An 18,769-nucleotide genomic window follows, 5' to 3' on the forward strand; every position below is an offset into this window, starting at 1 on the left:
CCCATTAATTTTCTGCTAGCGTATTGTCTAGCTCTTGCAAGTTAACCGATACCATCGTTGAGACACCTGGCTCTTGCATAGTAACACCGTAAAGTACGTCTGCGTTCGTCATCGTACCCTTACGGTGAGTAATCACGATAAATTGGGTACGATCATTAACTTCATGCAAATAACGTGCAAAACGGTCAACGTTGGCTTCATCAAGCGCTGCTTCTGTTTCATCCAAAACCGCAAACGGCACAGGACGAACTTCAAGAATTGCAAACAGCAAACTAATCGCTGTTAGCGCCTTCTCACCACCAGACAAAAGACTCATTTGCTGGAATTTCTTACCAGGTGGCTGAGCCTTAATATCAACCCCTGTTGTCAACAGGTGTTCTGGGTCAGTGAGTTCGAGCTTGGCTTGACCGCCACCAAACATCTTCACAAAGATTTCTGAGAAGTGCGCTGCAATCGCATCAAACGTTTCCTTGAAGCGCGTTTCAACTTCTTCATCCATCTCTGACATTGTTTGACGGAGATTGTCTTGTGCGTCAATCAAATCAGTTTGTTGTTGCGTCAAGAAGTCATAACGCTCCTTAACCTCAGCATACTCTTCGATAGCGTTTAAGTTAACGTTTCCGATTTCAGCCAAGCCTTGCTTCAACAGCTTCAATTGTGTACGAATACTGTCAATTGGCATGTCAGACATCTCAGCCTTGGCAAACTCAAATGAAGTGTCATACGTTTCTTCCAACGTGCGCTCACCATTTTGAATTGCGGCACGCAACTCTCCTTGACGGCCACTCAACTTGCTTAGCGTTGACATGGCATCCGTCTGCGCTTCTTGCGCTTGGACAAGCATCCCCTCCGCAACGTTAATGCGGTCATTCAAGTCAGCCAATCGCTCCGTCAACTCAGCCAACAAATTAGTGGTTGCGTCTTTATCAGCATTGGCCGTCGCCAATTCAGATGACAAACGTTGTTGTACGTCACTTTGATCAGACGTCAAATCGGTCATTTGTTGTTGATAGTTGTTCAAACGAGCTTGTTCAGCTTCAATTTGTTCAACGATATCTTCGTGACGTACTTGCGCAGCTTGCACGTTGGCTTGAGCCGTTGCCAATTCAGCGCGCAATTCCGTCAACTCTGTATCAGCATCTGAAATGCGAGCTAACAATTCCGTACGCTCATCAGTCAATTCAGTTAATTGTGCTTGCAACTTAGCTTGCTTAGCCGTCAAATTAGTGACTTCAGAAGCATTCTCTGCAACCATTGTTTCATGATCAGCTGTGCCTGAGCTTGAGACATTAAATTCATAACTTAATGCCGTCTTCTCTTTTTGCACTTGTGCCAAACGTTCTTCAGCAACTTGCAACTTGGCCGTTGCTTGTTGTGCACGTTCGTTAGCCGCTAGCACCTTAGCTTGTTGTTCATTAAATGACGCCGTCACGTTTTGCAACTCAGCATCAATTTCACGAACCTGGCGTTCCAAAACAGCCGTTTCATCATGTAACGTCGCAACTTGCGCCGTCAATGTTTCCACTTCGTTCTGCTGTGAAAGCAACCCGTTCCCTTGGTTACGATTTGCCCCACCAGTCATTGATCCACCGGCATTCATTACTTGACCATCAAGGGTTACAATGCGAACCCGTTGTTGCAATGCGCGGGCCATTGGTACCGCCTCATCCATCGAATTGGCAATCACCGTCGTGCCCAACAAGTTTTTCACAACCGTGTTGTAAGTGACATCCGTCTTCACCAAGTCAGCCGCAATGCCGATAAACCCAGGTTGGTTTTGGGCAGTCTCAATTTGTCCCTGTTGCAATTCACGTGAACGAATCGTTGACAGTGGCAAGAACGTGACACGTCCTAAACGGTGTTCCGTCAAGTAGCGAATGGCTTGCTTACCAACTTGTTCATCAGTCACGACCACGTTTTGCAACGCACCACCAAGAGCCGTTTCAATCGCCGTTTGGTGAGGTGCTTCAACTGAAATCAATTCAGCCAAAACCCCATGAATGCCTTGGAAATTATCCTTGGCCTTCATCAAGTTACGCACACCTTGGAAATAGCCATCATAGTTTTCTGACAAGCGACTCAACGATTGCAAACGCGTTGACAATCGTTGATCCTCTTCCATCTTGCTAAACCATTCTTGGCGTTGGGCCTGACTTTTCGCTTCAAGCTCCTTACCAGCGGTTTGCAAACGGACAAACTCAGCTTGGGCATCTGCCAAAACGGTCGTCGCCTCATCAACCTCAGCTTGCGCAGTTTTCACATTCGCCGTTGCTGTAGCAATTTGCTCGTCCAACAACGTGCTACGTTGTTGTAAACGGGCAGACTCAGCATCATTTCGTTCATGTTCTTGCGCCAAATATGACTGTTGATTCTTAGCCGTCGTCAATGCTTGCATCGCATCAACTAAGTTTGCACGAACTTGTTCGATTTCCTCGCTAACCGCCGCTTCTTGTTGACGTGGATGTGAGGCCGTCAATTCAGTAATCTGCAAACGCAATTCGTCTGCAGATTCTTTTTGACTAGCCACCTTCTTTTGACGCGTTGCTTCCGTCACCTTCAAATCAGCCAGACGTGATTCAACCTGCGCAATTTGCGCCTTTAATTCACGCGTCGCATTTGAACGATTTGCTGAACGCTCTGCTTGCAACTTTTGCTCACCGCTCAATTGCTCAACAGCAGTCGTCAACGCCAACAACTTGTCTTGTGCTTCTTGACGAGCTGTTTCTGCTTGGGTTCGCTCATCCTTCATCGCCGTCAAAGAGTCCGTCTGTTGCTTCACAACTTTTGCTTGTTCATCACTAGCTTGCTCAGCACCAGCCAACTCACGGGCGATTTCAGTTTGCTCATTGTACCAATCAGTCAATTCCAAAACCAAACGTGATTGGTCAAGCTTGTCAAATTGCTTCTTGGTTTCAAGATAATCTTGTGCCTTCGCTGACTGCTCAGCCAACGGCTCAACACGTCCTTCCAATTCATACAAAATATCTTGGACACGGTTCAAGTTTTCTTGGACACCCGTCAATTCTTTCTCGGCTTTGTCCTTGTTTTGCTTGTACTTATAAACACCTGCGACATCTTCGATAATCGTTCGTCGATCTTCAGGCTTAGCACTAAAAATGCTTTCCACACGGCCCTGCGAAATGATTGAGAAACTTTCGCGTCCCAATCCAGAATCCATAAACAACTCATGGATATCCTTCAAGCGTACCGTCGTACCGTTAATTTGGTAACGTGAATCACCATTACGGTACAGCGTACGGGTAATTCGAATTTCAGAATACTCTGAATTCAAATAATGGTCTGTGTTGTCGAACGTAATCGACACTTCCGCACGGTTAAGTGGCGCGCGTTGTGCCGTTCCACCAAAGATGACGTCCGACATTTTGTCACCACGCAATCCTTTGGCAGATTGTTCACCCATAACCCAGCGAATCGATTCGATGATGTTTGATTTACCAGAACCATTCGGTCCAACAACCCCTGTGATTCCTGGCATAAATTCAATCTTGGTACGATCGGCGAATGATTTAAATCCACCAATCTCCAATGTTTTTAATTTCATACCGATTCCCTAGTTCTTCGTCAAAGTTTGATAAGCTGCACGAGCGGCCGCCTTTTCAGCTTCCTTCGTTGACTTTCCCTCTCCAGTCGCCAACGCTTGCTCGTTGACCGATACCTCAACCGTAAAGATTTGTTCATTGTTCTCAACTGGGCGTTCAGATAGCTTCGTGTAAGCAATCTTTACGCTACCATGACGTTGCAAGTGTTCTTGCAACTTAGACTTGTAATCAACGAATTGATCGTAGAATCCTTCATCAATCTTCGTGAACATAATTTCACCCAGGAAGTTCATGACAACCTCTTGCCCCTGGTCCAGGTACAAGGCGCCAATAAAGGCTTCCCACAAATCTTCGAGCAATGAATCACGGTTTCGTGCGCCGGACAATTCTTCACCACGTCCCAGTTGGACATATTGATCAAGATGCAACTCACGTGACAAAGCTGCAAAAGCGCGAGTTTGGACCATAGAAATTCGCAACTCTGTCAATCGACCTTCATCCCAATCTGGATAACGCTTAAACAAGTACACCGCCGTTGATTGTTGCATAACCGCATCCCCAAGGAATTCTAGGCGTTGGTAATCGCGACCAGTGTAATTTGGATGTTCGTTAATATAGTTTGCTTGTGTTAATGCCTCCTCCAATAATGACACGTCATTAAAATGGATATTATGGGCAAGTGCTAATTCTGCTTGAAGTTGTTTAAACATAAGCCGTCCTTTCTAGATATACTACTCAATTATACCAGAGAAACCGTTGGTATAACGACGTTTTTTGTTGTGTCACAAGATTGAAAAAAGGCAAGGAGCACTCAAAGTGTCCTTGCCTTTAGTTTACAAATATTAAACGCGTGCTGCGATGTAATCAACAGTGTCGTTGATCGTAATCAACTTTTCAGCGTCTTCGTCAGAGATTTCTGCACCAAATTCGTCTTCCATCTCCAAAACCAATTCAACAAAGTCGATTGAATCAGCATCAATATCAGTCAAAAAGTTCAATTCACCGGTTACCTTAGCTGGGTCCAACTCAAAGTGGTCCGCAACCAATTCGATAACCTTATCCATGATTTCTTGTCGTTCCATTATTCCGTTTCCTATTCGAATATTTAACGTTATTTAGTGTAACGCTATTCGGCCGAACCGTCTACTTCATTCTCTGGACGAGCAGACAAATCTTCCTTATGGTCAGCAACGAATTGTTGGACCTTACCTACCAAATCAGCTTCCAACATCGTGTGGATTTGCTTCATTGTGTTGGCAACGGCATCAGGACCAGCTGAACCGTGCGTCTTAACAACCGGTGCGTTAACACCGATAACAACGGCACCACCATGTTGTGAGTAGTCCAAACGTGATTGAATACCCTTCAACGCTGGCTTCAACATGGCACCAGCCATCTTCGTCTTCAAGCTACCATTCATGATAGTATCCTTGATCAACTTCAACATTGACAAGGCCGTACCTTCGATTGACTTCAACGTTGCGTTTCCTGAGAATCCATCAGCAATCACAACATCAGCAGGTCCTTGCAAAACATCACGTGCTTCAACGTTTCCAACGAAGTTCAACAAGTTCTTGTCTGAACCGTAACGCAACAATTGGTGCGCTTCTTTGTGGACTTGGTCACCCTTGTCTTCTTCAGTTCCGTTGTTCAACAAACCAACACGTGGTTGGTCGTAGCCCAAGATTTCGTGAGCGTAGAATGAACCCAACACACCGTATTGGTACAAGTGAGCAGGACGGTTTTCAGCATTAGCACCCATGTCCATCATCACGAAGGCATCGTGAGGACCATCAAAGGCTGGCAAAGCCGTCATCAAAGCTGGACGATCAATTCCCTTGATACGACCAACGATAAAGATACCGGCTGCCAACAAAGCACCAGTGTTACCAGCTGAGAAGACAGCATCAGCATCACCATTCTTAACGGCTTGCGCAGCCAAAACCAATGAACTTTGCTTCTTACGACGAATTGACTTAACTGGCTCATCAGCCATGGCAATCACTTCATCAGCTTGGACCAACGTCAAACGCTCTTCGTTCTTAACGAAAGGCTTTACCTTATCCAATTGACCAAACAACAAAAACTCTGTGTCAGGCATTTGGTCACGTGCCAGTTCAACACCAGCAACGATTGCTTCAGGGGCGTTGTCACCACCCATTGCGTCAATGGCAATCTTAAACATCATTAAATCCCTCTCGAATTCAAAAAATAATAACTAAATAAATAAATGCTAGAACAAATCTAACACACTTTTAGGAGTGGGTAAAAGTAAAAGGCATATCTTTTTTAATCAAAATTACGATATCGCGCCATTGTTTCCGACAACATGTCAGCTAACGGTGCCAGTTCCGGATCTTTATCCCAATCAGGCTTAGAAACAATCTCAATTGCTTCCTCTTGCGCAACAGTCATCATCGCCAAATCCGCAACGGGATCACCGACACGGAATTCAGGCACACCAGATTGACGATTACCAAGAATATCACCGGCACCGCGAAGTTCCAAATCCTTTTGGGCGAGCACGAAACCATCAGTCGTTCCCACCATCGCTTCCATGCGATCAATCCCGTACTGCGTTTTGGGATCACTAATTAGGAACGTGTATGACTGACGGCTACCTCGTCCAACACGACCGCGCAGTTGGTGTAGTTGTGACAGGCCGAATCGGTCAGCGTCCAGAATCAGCATGACTGTTGAATTTGGCACGTCAACACCAACTTCGATAACCGTCGTTGAAACCAACACTTGGAATTCGTTCGCTTTAAAGGCGGCCATCACATCTTCTTTTTCTTGATTTGATAAACGACCATGTAGCAACCCAACCTTATACGTTGGCGCAAAGTACTCAGACAATTCGGCATAAACAGCCTCGGCATTTTGCACATCTAACGTTTCTGATTCCTCAATCAGCGGTGTGACAACATAAGCCTGGGCCCCTTCTTGCAGCTGTGACTTTATAAACGCGATGGTTTTCTCCATCTCGTTACTACGTAGCCAGTACGTCTTAATTTGCTTTCGACCGGCTGGTAATTGGTCAATGATAGAAACATCCATTTCACCATACGCGGTAATCGCCAGCGTTCGTGGAATTGGCGTCGCCGTCATTGCCAGAATATCTGGATTCATCCCGATTTCACGTAGCGTTGCACGTTGTTGTACACCAAAACGGTGTTGCTCATCGATAACCGCCAAGCCAAGATTTCTAAATGCGATGTCCGGTTGAATCAAAGCGTGGGTTCCAATCAAAATATCGATATCGCCATTTTCCAAATCTCCCAAAATTTGACGTCGGGCGGCAGCCTTAGTTGACCCTGTTAGCAGTTCGACGCGCACCTTTTCTGGATCGAAAAAGTTACCAATTGTTTTCGCGTGTTGTTGCGCCAAAATTTCGGTTGGCGCCATCAAAGTCGCTTGCATACCAGCGGTAATCGCCGCGTACATTGCCAACGCAGCCACGACTGTTTTACCAGAACCAACATCTCCTTGTAGCAAACGATTCATGTGAATTGGGCGCTTCATATCACGCACAATTTCATTCACCACACGCTTTTGAGCATCTGTCAGTTCAAATGGTAGCGTCGCAATAAACGCCTTTAGTTCATCGTTATTAAACGCAATCGCCCGGCCACGGTTATCGCGGTCCATTGACTTGATCACTTGCAAGCGCATCTGAAAGACAAAAAACTCCTCAAATGACGCACTGCGACGCGCCTCGGTCGCCACCTGACCATCAGTTGGCGCATGCATGCCAAATACCGTGTCATGATGATTCATGAGCTTATAGCGGGTGCGCAAATTGCTTGGCACAATATCCGTTCGCAGTAATTCGCCATACTTGCCTAAAGCTTGAATAATCAAATCCTTGATGGTCTTCGCCTTGATTTCCTTTGACGACGGATAAACGGCTTCCATTTCGTCATCGCCATTACGTGACATTAATTTGATACCAGATAGGCTTTGACGTGTTTTGTCATACGTGCCATGCACCGCAACTTCTTGGCCGATTTCAAGATTCTTACCAATCCAGGGTTGATTGAAAAACGACACCATGATTGTGTCATGTTCGACCGTCAAACGGAAGCTTGTGCGTGTCTTCTTATACCCGAAGCGATTAACCACGGGTGGCGATGTCACAACGCCTTTGAACGTTACTTTTTCGCCATCTTGCGTTTCGGCAGGCGTTTTCATCGCTAAGTCGTTATAGCGCATTGGATAGTAGCCGAGTAAGTCGTCGATTGTGAAGATGCCCAATTTATTCAGCGCTTGCACACGCTTTGGGCCAACACCATCAAGCTCATCAACTAAATCTAATAAACTAGCCATGCTTAACACCTTCCTTTCTGATGTACCATTATACCGCAAAATTAGGTTTTACTGAATATCGGGTTTGATTCGTGCGCAAACACAAAAAGACAGCAACCCAAGTATGTGAGTTGCTGTCTTAATTGTTATTAACGCTTAACTGACTTGATCGAAAGAATCAAGATACCACCGATCATGGCAAATACGAATGACATGATGAAGATAGCTGAGTAACCGAAGAATGAAATTACAACGGCTGCCAAAACTGGTGCCAATGCTTGCGTCACCGTGTTTCCTAGGTTGTAAACACCCAAGAAGAAGGCAACACGGTTGCGATCAGGCACAACTTCCAAGTTTAGCAAGTTATCCAATGAGTTCCAAAGTCCCATTCCCAAACCAGCCATCAAGGCGTAAATCATGATACCCATATCGTTGCGCAAGATGAACATTGCCAATGCACCAATTGCCAAGAAGATTGTTGAGAAACCAACTGGCAACTTCAACAACTTGAACTTGTCAGCAAATGGTCCAGCCAAGAATCCCATTGCAATACCGAAGACCAACATAATCAAGTTAATCAATTGAATTGATGATTGCGTTGCGCTAGTGCCCTTGTGCATGAAGTCCGTCATGATGTACAACAAGTACCCTGTGATGGCGAAGTTTCCAACACCTTGGAACAACTTACCCATCAAGGCCAAGTAGTAGTCACGACCAACACGCCAAGCTGGGAAAATTGCCAAAGCTTCCTTCAATGACTTCTTTTCTTCAACTTCTGGTGTAGCAGCCTCATCGTCCGCATCCAAGTTAGATGGCTCGCGAACGATTGCAGCAGCAATCAACGTTCCGATGAATGTGATAATTCCAAATACCACAAATCCCAAACGGAATGATCCCAACATCATGGCTCCGAAGATTGTGAATCCGTTGTTACCCAACGCCATTCCCAAACCACCGTAAGCTGATGATGCTGTGGCACGACCTGACTCAGGCGCCATGTCCAACCAAGCCACCATTGGTGCAACGATGAAGTTCAATGCAACTTGACCGAACATCCAAGCGGCCAACAACGTCCAGACGTTTGGTGCTAGTGATGACCCAATCATGGCTAGCATGAAAGCAAATGCACCCCCGACAAGCCATGGTGTACGACGCCCGAAGCGTGACTTCGTCTTGTCTGACAAGGCACCGGCAACCATGTTTGAAATCGCTGCGACAATCATCGCAAGCGTTGAAAACATCGCAACCAATTGCACCTTGTGCGCACTATCAAGTTGTTGCAACATCGCTGGCAAGAACAAACTTGACGCTACAATGTATGGGCCAAGCCAAGTCGCTGGTCCGATAATTAGTCCCGGCACCAATCGGCGCAATGGAATTTCTTTAATGTTCATAATAGTTTCCCCGTGGTAATGAATCTCCAAAATTGGTTTGTATTAGTTGTTTGTTACTGTGTAGTAGTCGAAATCAGCAAAGCTGTCGTGTTGGTGGGCGTCGACTGATCCAATAAAGTTGAACAATCCTGTAAAGCCACCAATTTCACCTGGCTCACCGTTAACACCTTCGTCAGATAAGTAAGCCACGTCGATGTCAGCTACCAATACCGTCCACTCTTCATTAGCGTTGCGACGGTATGAAATTGTTGCACGGCCGAAGTCGTAATGCATACGCAATTCAACGTGTCCCTCTGGCATTGGCACCTTGTTGAAGACGTATTCAACACGGTCGCCCAACTTAGCTTGCAACACGCTCAACGTCGTCGTACCAAGTGACTCTGACTTGTACAAACGTGCGTAGAACCAGTTGTTAGCATCATAGTACAATCCCAAACCAGCTGTTTCTGAATAGTGATCTGGTTGGAACGTTACGGCCGTTTCGACATCATAAACAAATGACGTTGCTCGCGTTGCCATAATGCTTGGTTGCATTTGTGAGAAGAATGAGTTGCCACCGTAGATACGCATGTGACCTGGGTTTTCTGTCGTGTTTACCCAAGCCGCCGTTTGATCACGGTAAGGCGTCATGAAGTGGTTATCAATCGTTTCTGAATCAAACGTTTCATTAATGTCTTCAGATGCCGTCTTCTCAAATTCAACACCAGTCATGCCTGGCACTTCCATCTTCGCCAAGTTTGATCCGTCAGCCATTTGCAACCAACCATCAGCCGTCCACGCCATCTTTTGCAATGACGTTTCACGACCCAATGGGTTCAACGTTGTATCTGGCAAAGGACGTGACATCAAGTGTGCGATGTACCATTCACCAGTTTGCGTTTGAACCAATGACCCGTGCCCAGCCTTTTGCATCACTGAGTTAGGGTTGTACATTTGGAATTGACCGGCATCTGGGTCGCCCAATGAGAACAAGTGTTGTGGTGAAGACGTAATGATTGGCTCACCAGATGGGTGTGCCTCATATGGTCCGAAGACATTCTTTGAACGCCCGATTTCAACACCGTGACCGTAACCAGTTCCACCAGCAGCAATCAACAAGTAGTAGTAATCGTCGCGCTTGTAAATTTGTGGTGCTTCAGCAGCGCCACGTGTTGTGAAGCCTTGCGTCACACGGTGCCAATCACCAATAATACCACCATTCTCAAGATCAACTTCAGCAATCACAATGTGACCTGGTGCTTGATAACCAGTACGTGACTCCCATTCCAAAATTGAAACGTAGTGCTTGCCATCTTCATCATGGAAGATGGCTGGGTCAAATCCAATTGACGTTAGGTAAATTGGCTCTGACCATGGACCACGGATATCAGTTGCCCACATCGCGTATGAGTCTGAGTTGAACTCGCGACCAGCCATGTTCAACATGTGTGAGTAAGCCAACCAGTAACGGCCAGTTGCTTCATCGTAAGACAAGTGTGGTGCCCAAATACCTGCTGGTGTGTTTGTTCCTTGCAAGTTAATTTCACCATTCTTCAACACTTGGTCAATCAACGTCCAATTTGCCAAGTCCGTTGACTCGAAAATTTGAACACCTGGTGTCCAGTGGAAAGTTGACGTTGCAATGTAGAACGTCTCACCTACGCGGATGATTGATGGATCTGGTGCCATTCCTGGAATTACTGGATTATGAATCATTGTCATTTTTATATTCCCCTTTGGGCTATCTCTTCATTCGTTATTACTCAATAAGAGTACAATGTAAGCGGATACATTGACAATGCATTTTAAGTCGTTGGTTAAAAAGATACCTTTCAAAGGTGAGAATTGTAACCTTTTTGACCTGTTTTTACGCTGGTTATTAAGTAATAATAAGGATATGACAACAAAAACTTATCACGAGACTGTCCAACACAACCCTGATGTTGGGGTCCGATTTTACTATTCAAAAATGGATGAACCCGGCTTGGTGCCTTTTCACTGGCACCGTAGTCTAGAAATTATTTATGTAATTCATGGTGAGCTGACGTTTACGTTGAACCATGCGATGACCCAAATTTCCGATGGCCAATTTATCGTCGTGCCATCTGGGGCAATTCACGCTGTCAGCAATACGCCGAACGAAGCCTATGTACTCCAAATTCCAATCGACTTCATCAAGAATTATTGGCCTGATCCAGAAAACACAACTTTCAATCTAGATCTGGCTGATTCGGATTATCAAAAAATTGCCGACTACTTTCCAGTCTTAGGCGATATCTACGACACAAAAATTCCAGGTTATCCGTTTATCTTTCAAGCAACGATTTTGCAAATGCTATTCGCACTCTTTACGACGTTTTCCGAACCTGTTACAACACCCGAAACGAAAACGGATCACCTGAAGGAAGTACTGAGTTATATCAATGACCATTACGCCGAACAGCTACCCATCAGTGAACTCGCAGACATGTTTTCATATAATCCAAATTATTTAAGCCGATTATTTAAACAAGAAATCGCCTTGTCGCCGGTGCAATATATCTATCAGGTGCGTCTCACTCACTTCTATCAAGATTTGTTGCAAACGGACGAACCTGTCAAAGAACTCCTAATGAAAAACGGACTGACTAATAAGCGCCTAGCCATGCAATATTTCAAGGCCGCCTATGGAACCACTCCGCTCCAAGCTCGCAAGCAACACAATGAACTTTAATATCAAGGTAAGGTTGTTTTCAACTTGCCCATAAATAGCATCGAATGCCAGCATAGCTTGCTTCATATAACTTTCCCCGATAAGTTATGGAAACGTTATGACGTTTACGTACACTGACTGCATACGACATATTGTATGCACAGCGAAATTTATGGAGGATATATATGCGATATTCAAATGGTAACTATGAAGCATTCGCTCGCCCACGTAAGCCGGCTGATGCTGACAAGAAGTCAGCTCACATTGTCGGTGGTGGTCTGGCTGGTTTAGCTGCAGCAGTCTTTTTAGTCCGTGATGCCCAAGTGCCCGGCAATCAAATTCACATCTACGAAGAACTCCCCATTCCCGGTGGTTCACTCGATGGCGACAACCGTCCGAACGTTGGCTTTGTGATTCGTGGTGGTCGTGAAATGGAAAATCACTTCGAAACGATGTGGGACATGTATCGTTCGATTCCTTCTTTGGAAATCGAAGGTGCTTCATACTTGGATGAGTTTTATTGGCTGGACCAAGACGATCCAAATTCATCTAACACACGCCTAATTTACAAGCGCGGACAGCGCGTCCCGACTGATGGCAAGTACGAACTTGATGACAAGGCGATGGAACTCGTGAAGCTTGTCATGACACCTGAATCAAAATTAGGCCGTCAAACACTTGAATATTTCTTCACACCTGATTTTTTTGAGAGTAATTTTTGGAGTTACTGGGCAACTATGTTCGCCTTCGAAAAATGGCACTCAGCGGTCGAAATGCGTCGTTACGCGATGCGCTTCATTCACCACATTGATGGCTTGCCTGACTTCACTGCATTGAAGTTCAACAAGTACAACCAATATGATTCAATGGTTTTGCCAATCATCAAGTACCTTGAGTCACATGGCGTGAACTTCGTCTACAACGCTCAGGTCACAAATGTTGTTGTCGATGTGCAAGCGGATAAAAAGACGGCTAAAGAACTTTTGATGACAATTGATGGCACGGACAAAACAATTTCGCTAACAACTGACGATTTGGTCTTTGTCACGAATGGTTCAATTACCGAGAGTTCAACGTATGGTTCACACCATCAAGCGGCGCCCGTATCGAAAGAGCTTGGTGGTAGCTGGCGGTTGTGGCAAAACCTGGCTGCCCAATCCCATGAATTCGGCCACCCTGAAGTCTTTTGTGAGAACTTGCCAGACCGCAGCTGGTTTATTTCAGCAACAGCCACTATCAAGGTGCCTGAAATCGAACCGTACATTGAACGTCTCACAAACCGTAGCCTTCACGATCACAAGGTCAACACCGGGGGCATTATCACCATCACTGATTCAAATTGGATGATGAGCTTCACCATTCACCGACAACCGCATTTCAAGACGCAAAAAGAAAATGAAACCGTAGTTTGGATTTACGGTTTGTACTCTGATACCAAAGGAAACTATGTTGATAAGACAATTGTGGAAGCCACTGGTGAGGAAATCACACAAGAATTGCTCTACCACCTCGGCGTGCCAGAAGTAAAAATCAAAGAACTGGCTAAGCAAGAAAACGTCAACACGGTTCCAGTATACATGCCATTCATCACGTCATACTTCATGCCACGTGAGGCCGGTGATCGCCCGGCCGTTGTGCCTAATGATTCAGAAAATTTGGCCTTCATTGGTAACTTCGCTGAATCACCAAGCCGTGATACTGTCTTTACGACTGAGTACTCGATTCGGACGGCCATGGAAGCCGTTTATACATTAATGAACGTCGACCGTGCGGTACCTGAAGTGTATGGTTCAGTATTCGATATCCGCGAACTACTGAAAGCTTTCTACTACATGTCAGATAAGAAGAAGCTCGATGAAATGGATCTGCACATGCCGAAGCTCGTTAAACTTGCGCTCAATAAGAAAATTAAGGGCACTTGGATTGAAGAGCTACTGAAGGAACAACATCTACTGTAATCAAAAAGCGCCAACACATTTGGAATTTCCGAGCGTGTTGGCGCTTTCGTATTTACTCTATTATTCGACTGACATCAAGATTGGGTACAATGGTTGACCACCATCGTGAATCTCGAATTCCAAATCTTCGTCGATTGCCAAACCAGCTTCTTCAAGCTTGCTGGCATCGTCTTCAGATGACTCTTGACCGTAGTATACCGTCACAAGTTCTGAATCCTCGTCAATCATCTTGCCTAGCAATTCAACTGCTGCTTGGTGGATGTCAGCATTTGGTACTGAAACGACGATTTCACCGTCAAACAAACCAATTGCGTCACCTGAGTGAATCTCCAAACCGTTCAACGTCGTGTCACGGACAGACGTCGTTACGGCACCAGACTTCACATCACCCAAAGCAGCGGTCATTGCTTCAGCGTTGTCTTCAAGCGTTCCTTCAGGGTTGTAACCCAAAACAAGCGCCGTCAAACCTTGTTGGATGGTACGCGTACGTACAACCTTAACAGGCACGTCAGCAATTTCAACTGCTTGGTCAGCGGCCATAAAGATGTTGCTGTCGTTAGGCAAAATCAACGCTTCCTTAGCGCCACTTTCCTTAACGGCATTCACCAAATCTTGTGTAGATGGTGCTTGCTCAGCATCAATAACAACCGTCGCACCTGATGAAGCAAACAATTCCTTGATTCCTTCACCAGTAGCCGTCGTGATAACTGCCAAATCAACTGCAGGCTTTTCAGCTTCGGCCTTAGCTTCAGCTTCCTTTTGTGCTTCAGCCGCAGCAGCAGCTTCAGCTTGTTGATCACGCATGTTATCAACCTTAACCTTGCGCAATGAACCGAAGTGCGTTCCCCAGTTGATAACTTCACCTGGGTCTTCAGTGTGCACGTGAACCTTTACGACTTCATCATCGTTGATAACCAACAATGAGTCCCCCATGGCTGCCAAGTGCTCGTAGAACTTGTCATAATCAAATTCTTGATCGTAAGTCGTTCCCTTTGCAATATCAACCATGATTTCCGTGCAGTATCCGAATTGGATATCTTCAGGGTTCAAGTCACCTTGAACACCGGCGTTGTGCAAAGACATCACCATCGCATCCAAAGCAGCGTTATCAATTTCAGTCGTGATTTCTTCACCAGACAAAACGGCGTAGAAAGCTTCCAAAACGATAACAAGTCCTTGACCACCTGAGTCAACAACACCGACTTCCTTCAAAACAGGCAACAAGTCAGGCGTAGATGCCAAAGCCTTTTCAGCTGCGTCCAAAGTTTCCTTCATGACAACAACTGCGTCATCTGACTCCTTAGCCGTACGGTTAGCTGCCGCTGCTGCTTCGCGGATAACTGTTAGGATAGTTCCTTCAGTTGGCTTCATAACAGCCTTATAAGCCGTCTCAGCACCACCCATCAAGGCATCAGCCAAGTCACGAGCTGACAACGTCTCCTTGTCGGCAATCTTAGCCGCAAATCCACGGAAGATTTGTGACAAGATAACACCTGAGTTACCACGAGCTCCCATTAGCAAGCCCTTTGACGTTGCTTGTGCCAAAGCGCCCAAGTGCGTATCCGTTTCGTTACGCTCGTACTCAGCACCGCTTGCCATTGACAATGTCATGTTTGTTCCCGTGTCACCATCTGGGACTGGGAACACATTCAATTTATTAATCTTTTCCGCGTTATTCTTCAGCGCATCCGCTGCCGCGTTGATCATCTTACCAAATTCAACGTTGGTAATAGTCGTTACAACTTCCACTTTTCTCAACTCCTTATAACTAGGTTTTTAGTCTCCTAGCATGCGCACGCCTTGTACCGTTACATTAACTTCGCTAGCAACAATACCAAGCATGACATTCAAATCGTTTTTTACACGAGCTTGGACGCTCTTTGAAATTTCAGAAATTTTCATACCGTACCCAACAATGATGTGGACGTCGACAACAACGCCGTTATCTTGTTGACGAACAACGACACCCTTTGAAAAGTTGTCGCCATTCAAAATTTGGTTAACACCATCGCGTAGTGGGTTTTGGCTGGCCATACCAACAACACCATAGTTGTCAGTAGCTGCGCCCCCAACGATTGTCGCAATGACCTCGTTTTCGATTTCAATTGCACCTTGCGTTGTTTGAATCTTAACTGCCATCTTGTATGACCTCCGTATAAAACTATATCTATTCTACCATATCGTAGCGTAGAAATAGGTCCTTATAGCCAATTTCGTTATACCCTGAACAAATACCGTGTATAAAGAAAAAAGCCACCGTAAACGGTAGCTTTATCTATTAAACACGCTCAATTGAACCGTTCTTCAAACCAGCCTTCAAAGTACGAGCTGACAAGTACACCTTCTTAGGTGCTGAACCGTTAATCTTAACCGTCACCTTTTGCAAGTTTGGCTTCCAGCTACGACGGCTTGAGTTAAGGGCGTGTGAACGTTGGTTACCGAAGCGAGTACGCTTTCCGTTGACTGCATCAACTGCCATATGTTTACCCTCCAATCTTAAGCTCTTTTAATTCAGTGCTTTTATTTACTTGAATAATAATATCAAACCCTTACTCGATGTGCAAGGGTTTTGTGTAAAGTATTTTTACTTTACACGATTAAACTGTGTCGGAATTGCGAATTAATCGCCTGTTTGACCAGTTAAGTCCCGACTTTCAATGACCGCAACCATCCCCGACTCAAACGAAAAGTGATTAACGTCGCCGTCAAATTCATTCGATGAGAACGAGAATGGATTACCTTGCCAGTTAGTTAGTTTGTACTTTTCATCGATCAAAGTCAAGCCTGTAACTGGTGTTAATGGCATAAATCCCAAATAATTCATGCCCGGTGTGTGCGTAATCGCATGCGTCCCAGGTAAATAGAAGGACACGCGATTCGTCCGATCAATCAGAACGACTTTCGTGGCTAACTGTTGAAAACGTGGTTGCGTAAAAATCCAGATATTCGACAATAGTTGATCGATACGCCCCCCGGTTGCCCCATATATTTCAATGTGGTCAGGTTGTAGCTCACGTTCAACAATATCTAATAACAATTCCGTGTCCGTCTCATCCTTTTCCGGCTTGGCACTCACGACCCGTGGCAACTGAGCCAACGTTTGTTCACGTTCACTCGGTGTCATTGAATCAAAATCACCAACCGTGAGGACCGGAACATGACCTAAGGCTAACAAACGATGTGCGCCACGATCAGCAGCCGCCCATGGGCCGGCTAACGTTCCCTGTGCGAGTTCATCCGGCCATTCCGAGATTGGACCACCGACTAGTAAGCGCAAGCGTTCCATTAGTCTGACGTCACTTCCTTCAAACGGGCAATCTTAGCTGCTGGGTCAACCTTGTCAAAGACGTATGAACCAGCAACCGCAACCGTTGCCCCAGCTTCGTAGGCCAACTTAGTCGTTTCGTCGTTTGCACCACCATCGATTTCGATGTCGTAGTCATAACCCTTTTCGCGCTTGATTTCAGCCAAACGAGCAATCTTCTCCAACGTTTCAGGCAAGAACTTTTGTCCACCGAAACCAGGGTTAACCGTCATCACCAAAACTTGGTCAACCATGTGCAAGACCGGTTCGATAGCAGCCACTGACGTACCAGGGTTGATAACAACTTCAGCCTTGATACCGTGGTTCTTGATTTGTTGCAAAGCACGGTGAATGTGTGGCGTTGCCTCGTAGTGCACACCGATAATATCTGAACCAGCTTCAGCAAAAACGTCAATGTAGCGTTCTGGCTGCTCAACCATCAAGTGAACATCCAAGACCATGTTAGTTACTGGACGCAAAGCCTTAACCCATGCTGGACCGTAAGAAATTGATGGTACAAACATACCATCCATAACATCGATGTGAACAAATTCTGCCCCTGCAGATTCAATCAACTCGATGTCCTTTTGCAAATTGATGTAATCTGCAGACAAAATTGATGGTGCTACCTTAATCGTCATCTCAAAAAACCTCGTATTTTTCTAGTGCTTCTTATCGTGTTTATTATAAACCGGGCGGCGACCCTCAATCAAATCGTAAAACAACTTGTAGTTGTCGTAACGTGATTGCATGATTTGACCGGCGGCCAATGCTTCCTTCACTGCGCAACCGGGTTCGTTCAAGTGAACACATCCTCGGAAACGGCAGTTTGGTGACAGTTCGTTAAATTCACGGAAGTAACGCGTCAAATCACGCGCTTCCATGTCGAATACTTCGAACGCAGAGAATCCTGGGGTATCAGCCACAAAACCGCCAAACAGCTTAATTAAGCCAACCTGACGAGTCGTGTGACGTCCACGACTCAACGCTTGTGAGACTTCACCCGTTGCCAAGTCCAATTCTGGCGCAATGTGGTTAAGCAATGTACTCTTACCCGCACCAGTTTGTCCCATCACAACTGACAACTTATCGCTCAGCATGTCTTTAACAGCCGTCAAACTAGGCTCGTCAAAAGCCTTTTCTGGCAAAATAACTTGATATCCAGCTTGGCGATAACCGTCGGCGACTGTCACCATTTCAGCCATTTCTTGCTCATTCAGCAAATCAGTCTTAGTGAAATAAATCACCGGTTCAATATCTTTTTCTTCAAGTGCGACCAGTTGACGATCAAGCAAATTACTTGACCAATCTGGCATCTTAACCGCCGTCACAACAATTGCTTGATCAACGTTAGCAACTGGTGGGCGTACCAAACTGTTATCACGCTCATCAATATCCAAAATATATCCTTCAGATTGGCTATCGGCACTAAAAGTTACCCAGTCACCAACCAAAGGCTTCATGTCACGCTTGCGGAAATTACCACGTGCTCGTGTGCGGAATAATTCTCCGTCATCAGTTAACACGTCATAAAACCCTGCCAACGCTAATTGAATTTGTCCATGATAATTTGCCAT

General features: G+C 45.5%; 15 protein-coding genes. 2 read left to right on the forward strand and 13 right to left on the reverse strand.

All coding sequences use genetic code 11. The annotated features are described in order from the left end of the window. Positions 1-4: 4 nt before the first annotated feature. From smc to ACAW68_07600, 7 genes are all read right to left on the reverse strand, one after another. Positions 5-3,562 carry a chromosome segregation protein SMC gene (smc, locus tag ACAW68_07570; GenBank protein ID XGA15336.1) on the reverse strand — a complete coding sequence of 1,186 codons (3,558 nt, stop codon included), beginning with the start codon at positions 3,560-3,562 and terminating at the stop codon, positions 5-7. 9 nt (positions 3,563-3,571) lie between these two features. Next, on the reverse strand, positions 3,572-4,270 hold the full coding sequence (gene rnc / locus ACAW68_07575) for a ribonuclease III (GenBank protein XGA15337.1): 699 nt from the start codon (positions 4,268-4,270) through the stop codon (positions 3,572-3,574). A 132-nt stretch (positions 4,271-4,402) separates the two neighbouring features. Beyond that, positions 4,403-4,642 (reverse strand): acyl carrier protein, encoded by a 240-nt coding sequence (acpP, locus tag ACAW68_07580; protein XGA15338.1) that lies wholly within the window; start codon positions 4,640-4,642, stop codon positions 4,403-4,405. 44 nt (positions 4,643-4,686) lie between these two features. Beyond that, positions 4,687-5,745 carry a phosphate acyltransferase PlsX gene (plsX, locus tag ACAW68_07585; GenBank protein ID XGA17014.1) on the reverse strand — a complete coding sequence of 353 codons (1,059 nt, stop codon included), beginning with the start codon at positions 5,743-5,745 and terminating at the stop codon, positions 4,687-4,689. Positions 5,746-5,849: 104 nt separating this feature from the next. Further along, complete coding sequence (gene recG, locus ACAW68_07590) at positions 5,850-7,886, reverse strand: ATP-dependent DNA helicase RecG (protein XGA15339.1); 2,037 nt, start codon at positions 7,884-7,886, stop codon at positions 5,850-5,852. Between the two features lie 128 nt (positions 7,887-8,014). Further along, positions 8,015-9,259 (reverse strand): MFS transporter, encoded by a 1,245-nt coding sequence (locus ACAW68_07595; GenBank protein XGA15340.1) that lies wholly within the window; start codon positions 9,257-9,259, stop codon positions 8,015-8,017. 42 nt (positions 9,260-9,301) lie between these two features. Then, positions 9,302-10,960, reverse strand: coding sequence for a family 43 glycosylhydrolase (locus ACAW68_07600; GenBank protein XGA15341.1), 1,659 nt, complete (start codon positions 10,958-10,960; stop codon positions 9,302-9,304). Positions 10,961-11,036: 76 nt separating this feature from the next. Here ACAW68_07600 and ACAW68_07605 point away from each other — a divergent pair, with 76 nt between their 5' ends. Next, positions 11,037-11,951 (forward strand): helix-turn-helix domain-containing protein, encoded by a 915-nt coding sequence (locus ACAW68_07605; GenBank protein ID XGA15342.1) that lies wholly within the window; start codon positions 11,037-11,039, stop codon positions 11,949-11,951. A 164-nt stretch (positions 11,952-12,115) separates the two neighbouring features. Continuing rightward, positions 12,116-13,888, forward strand: coding sequence for an oleate hydratase (locus ACAW68_07610; GenBank protein ID XGA15343.1), 1,773 nt, complete (start codon positions 12,116-12,118; stop codon positions 13,886-13,888). Positions 13,889-13,948: 60 nt separating this feature from the next. Here the strand turns inward: ACAW68_07610 and ACAW68_07615 are convergent, their stop codons facing one another. From ACAW68_07615 to rsgA, 6 genes are all read right to left on the reverse strand, one after another. Next, complete coding sequence (locus tag ACAW68_07615) at positions 13,949-15,637, reverse strand: DAK2 domain-containing protein (GenBank protein XGA15344.1); 1,689 nt, start codon at positions 15,635-15,637, stop codon at positions 13,949-13,951. A gap of 27 nt (positions 15,638-15,664) precedes the next feature. Next, positions 15,665-16,027: an Asp23/Gls24 family envelope stress response protein gene (locus ACAW68_07620; GenBank protein XGA15345.1), complete on the reverse strand. Its 363-nt coding sequence runs from the start codon at positions 16,025-16,027 to the stop codon at positions 15,665-15,667. 139 nt (positions 16,028-16,166) lie between these two features. Then, on the reverse strand, positions 16,167-16,367 hold the full coding sequence (rpmB, locus tag ACAW68_07625; protein XGA15346.1) for a 50S ribosomal protein L28: 201 nt from the start codon (positions 16,365-16,367) through the stop codon (positions 16,167-16,169). Positions 16,368-16,508: 141 nt separating this feature from the next. Next, a complete protein-coding gene (locus ACAW68_07630; GenBank protein ID XGA15347.1) occupies positions 16,509-17,174 on the reverse strand; it encodes a thiamine diphosphokinase in 666 nt (221 codons plus the stop codon). Next, a complete protein-coding gene (gene rpe, locus ACAW68_07635) occupies positions 17,174-17,833 on the reverse strand; it encodes a ribulose-phosphate 3-epimerase (GenBank protein XGA15348.1) in 660 nt (219 codons plus the stop codon). The genes ACAW68_07630 and rpe overlap by 1 nt, the downstream gene beginning before the upstream one ends. A 21-nt stretch (positions 17,834-17,854) precedes the next feature. After that, on the reverse strand, positions 17,855-18,769 hold the full coding sequence (rsgA, locus tag ACAW68_07640) for a ribosome small subunit-dependent GTPase A (GenBank protein ID XGA15349.1): 915 nt from the start codon (positions 18,767-18,769) through the stop codon (positions 17,855-17,857).

It is taken from the genome of Weissella confusa, assembly GCA_041871065.1.
In the GTDB taxonomy this organism is placed as follows: domain Bacteria; phylum Bacillota; class Bacilli; order Lactobacillales; family Lactobacillaceae; genus Weissella; species Weissella confusa_A.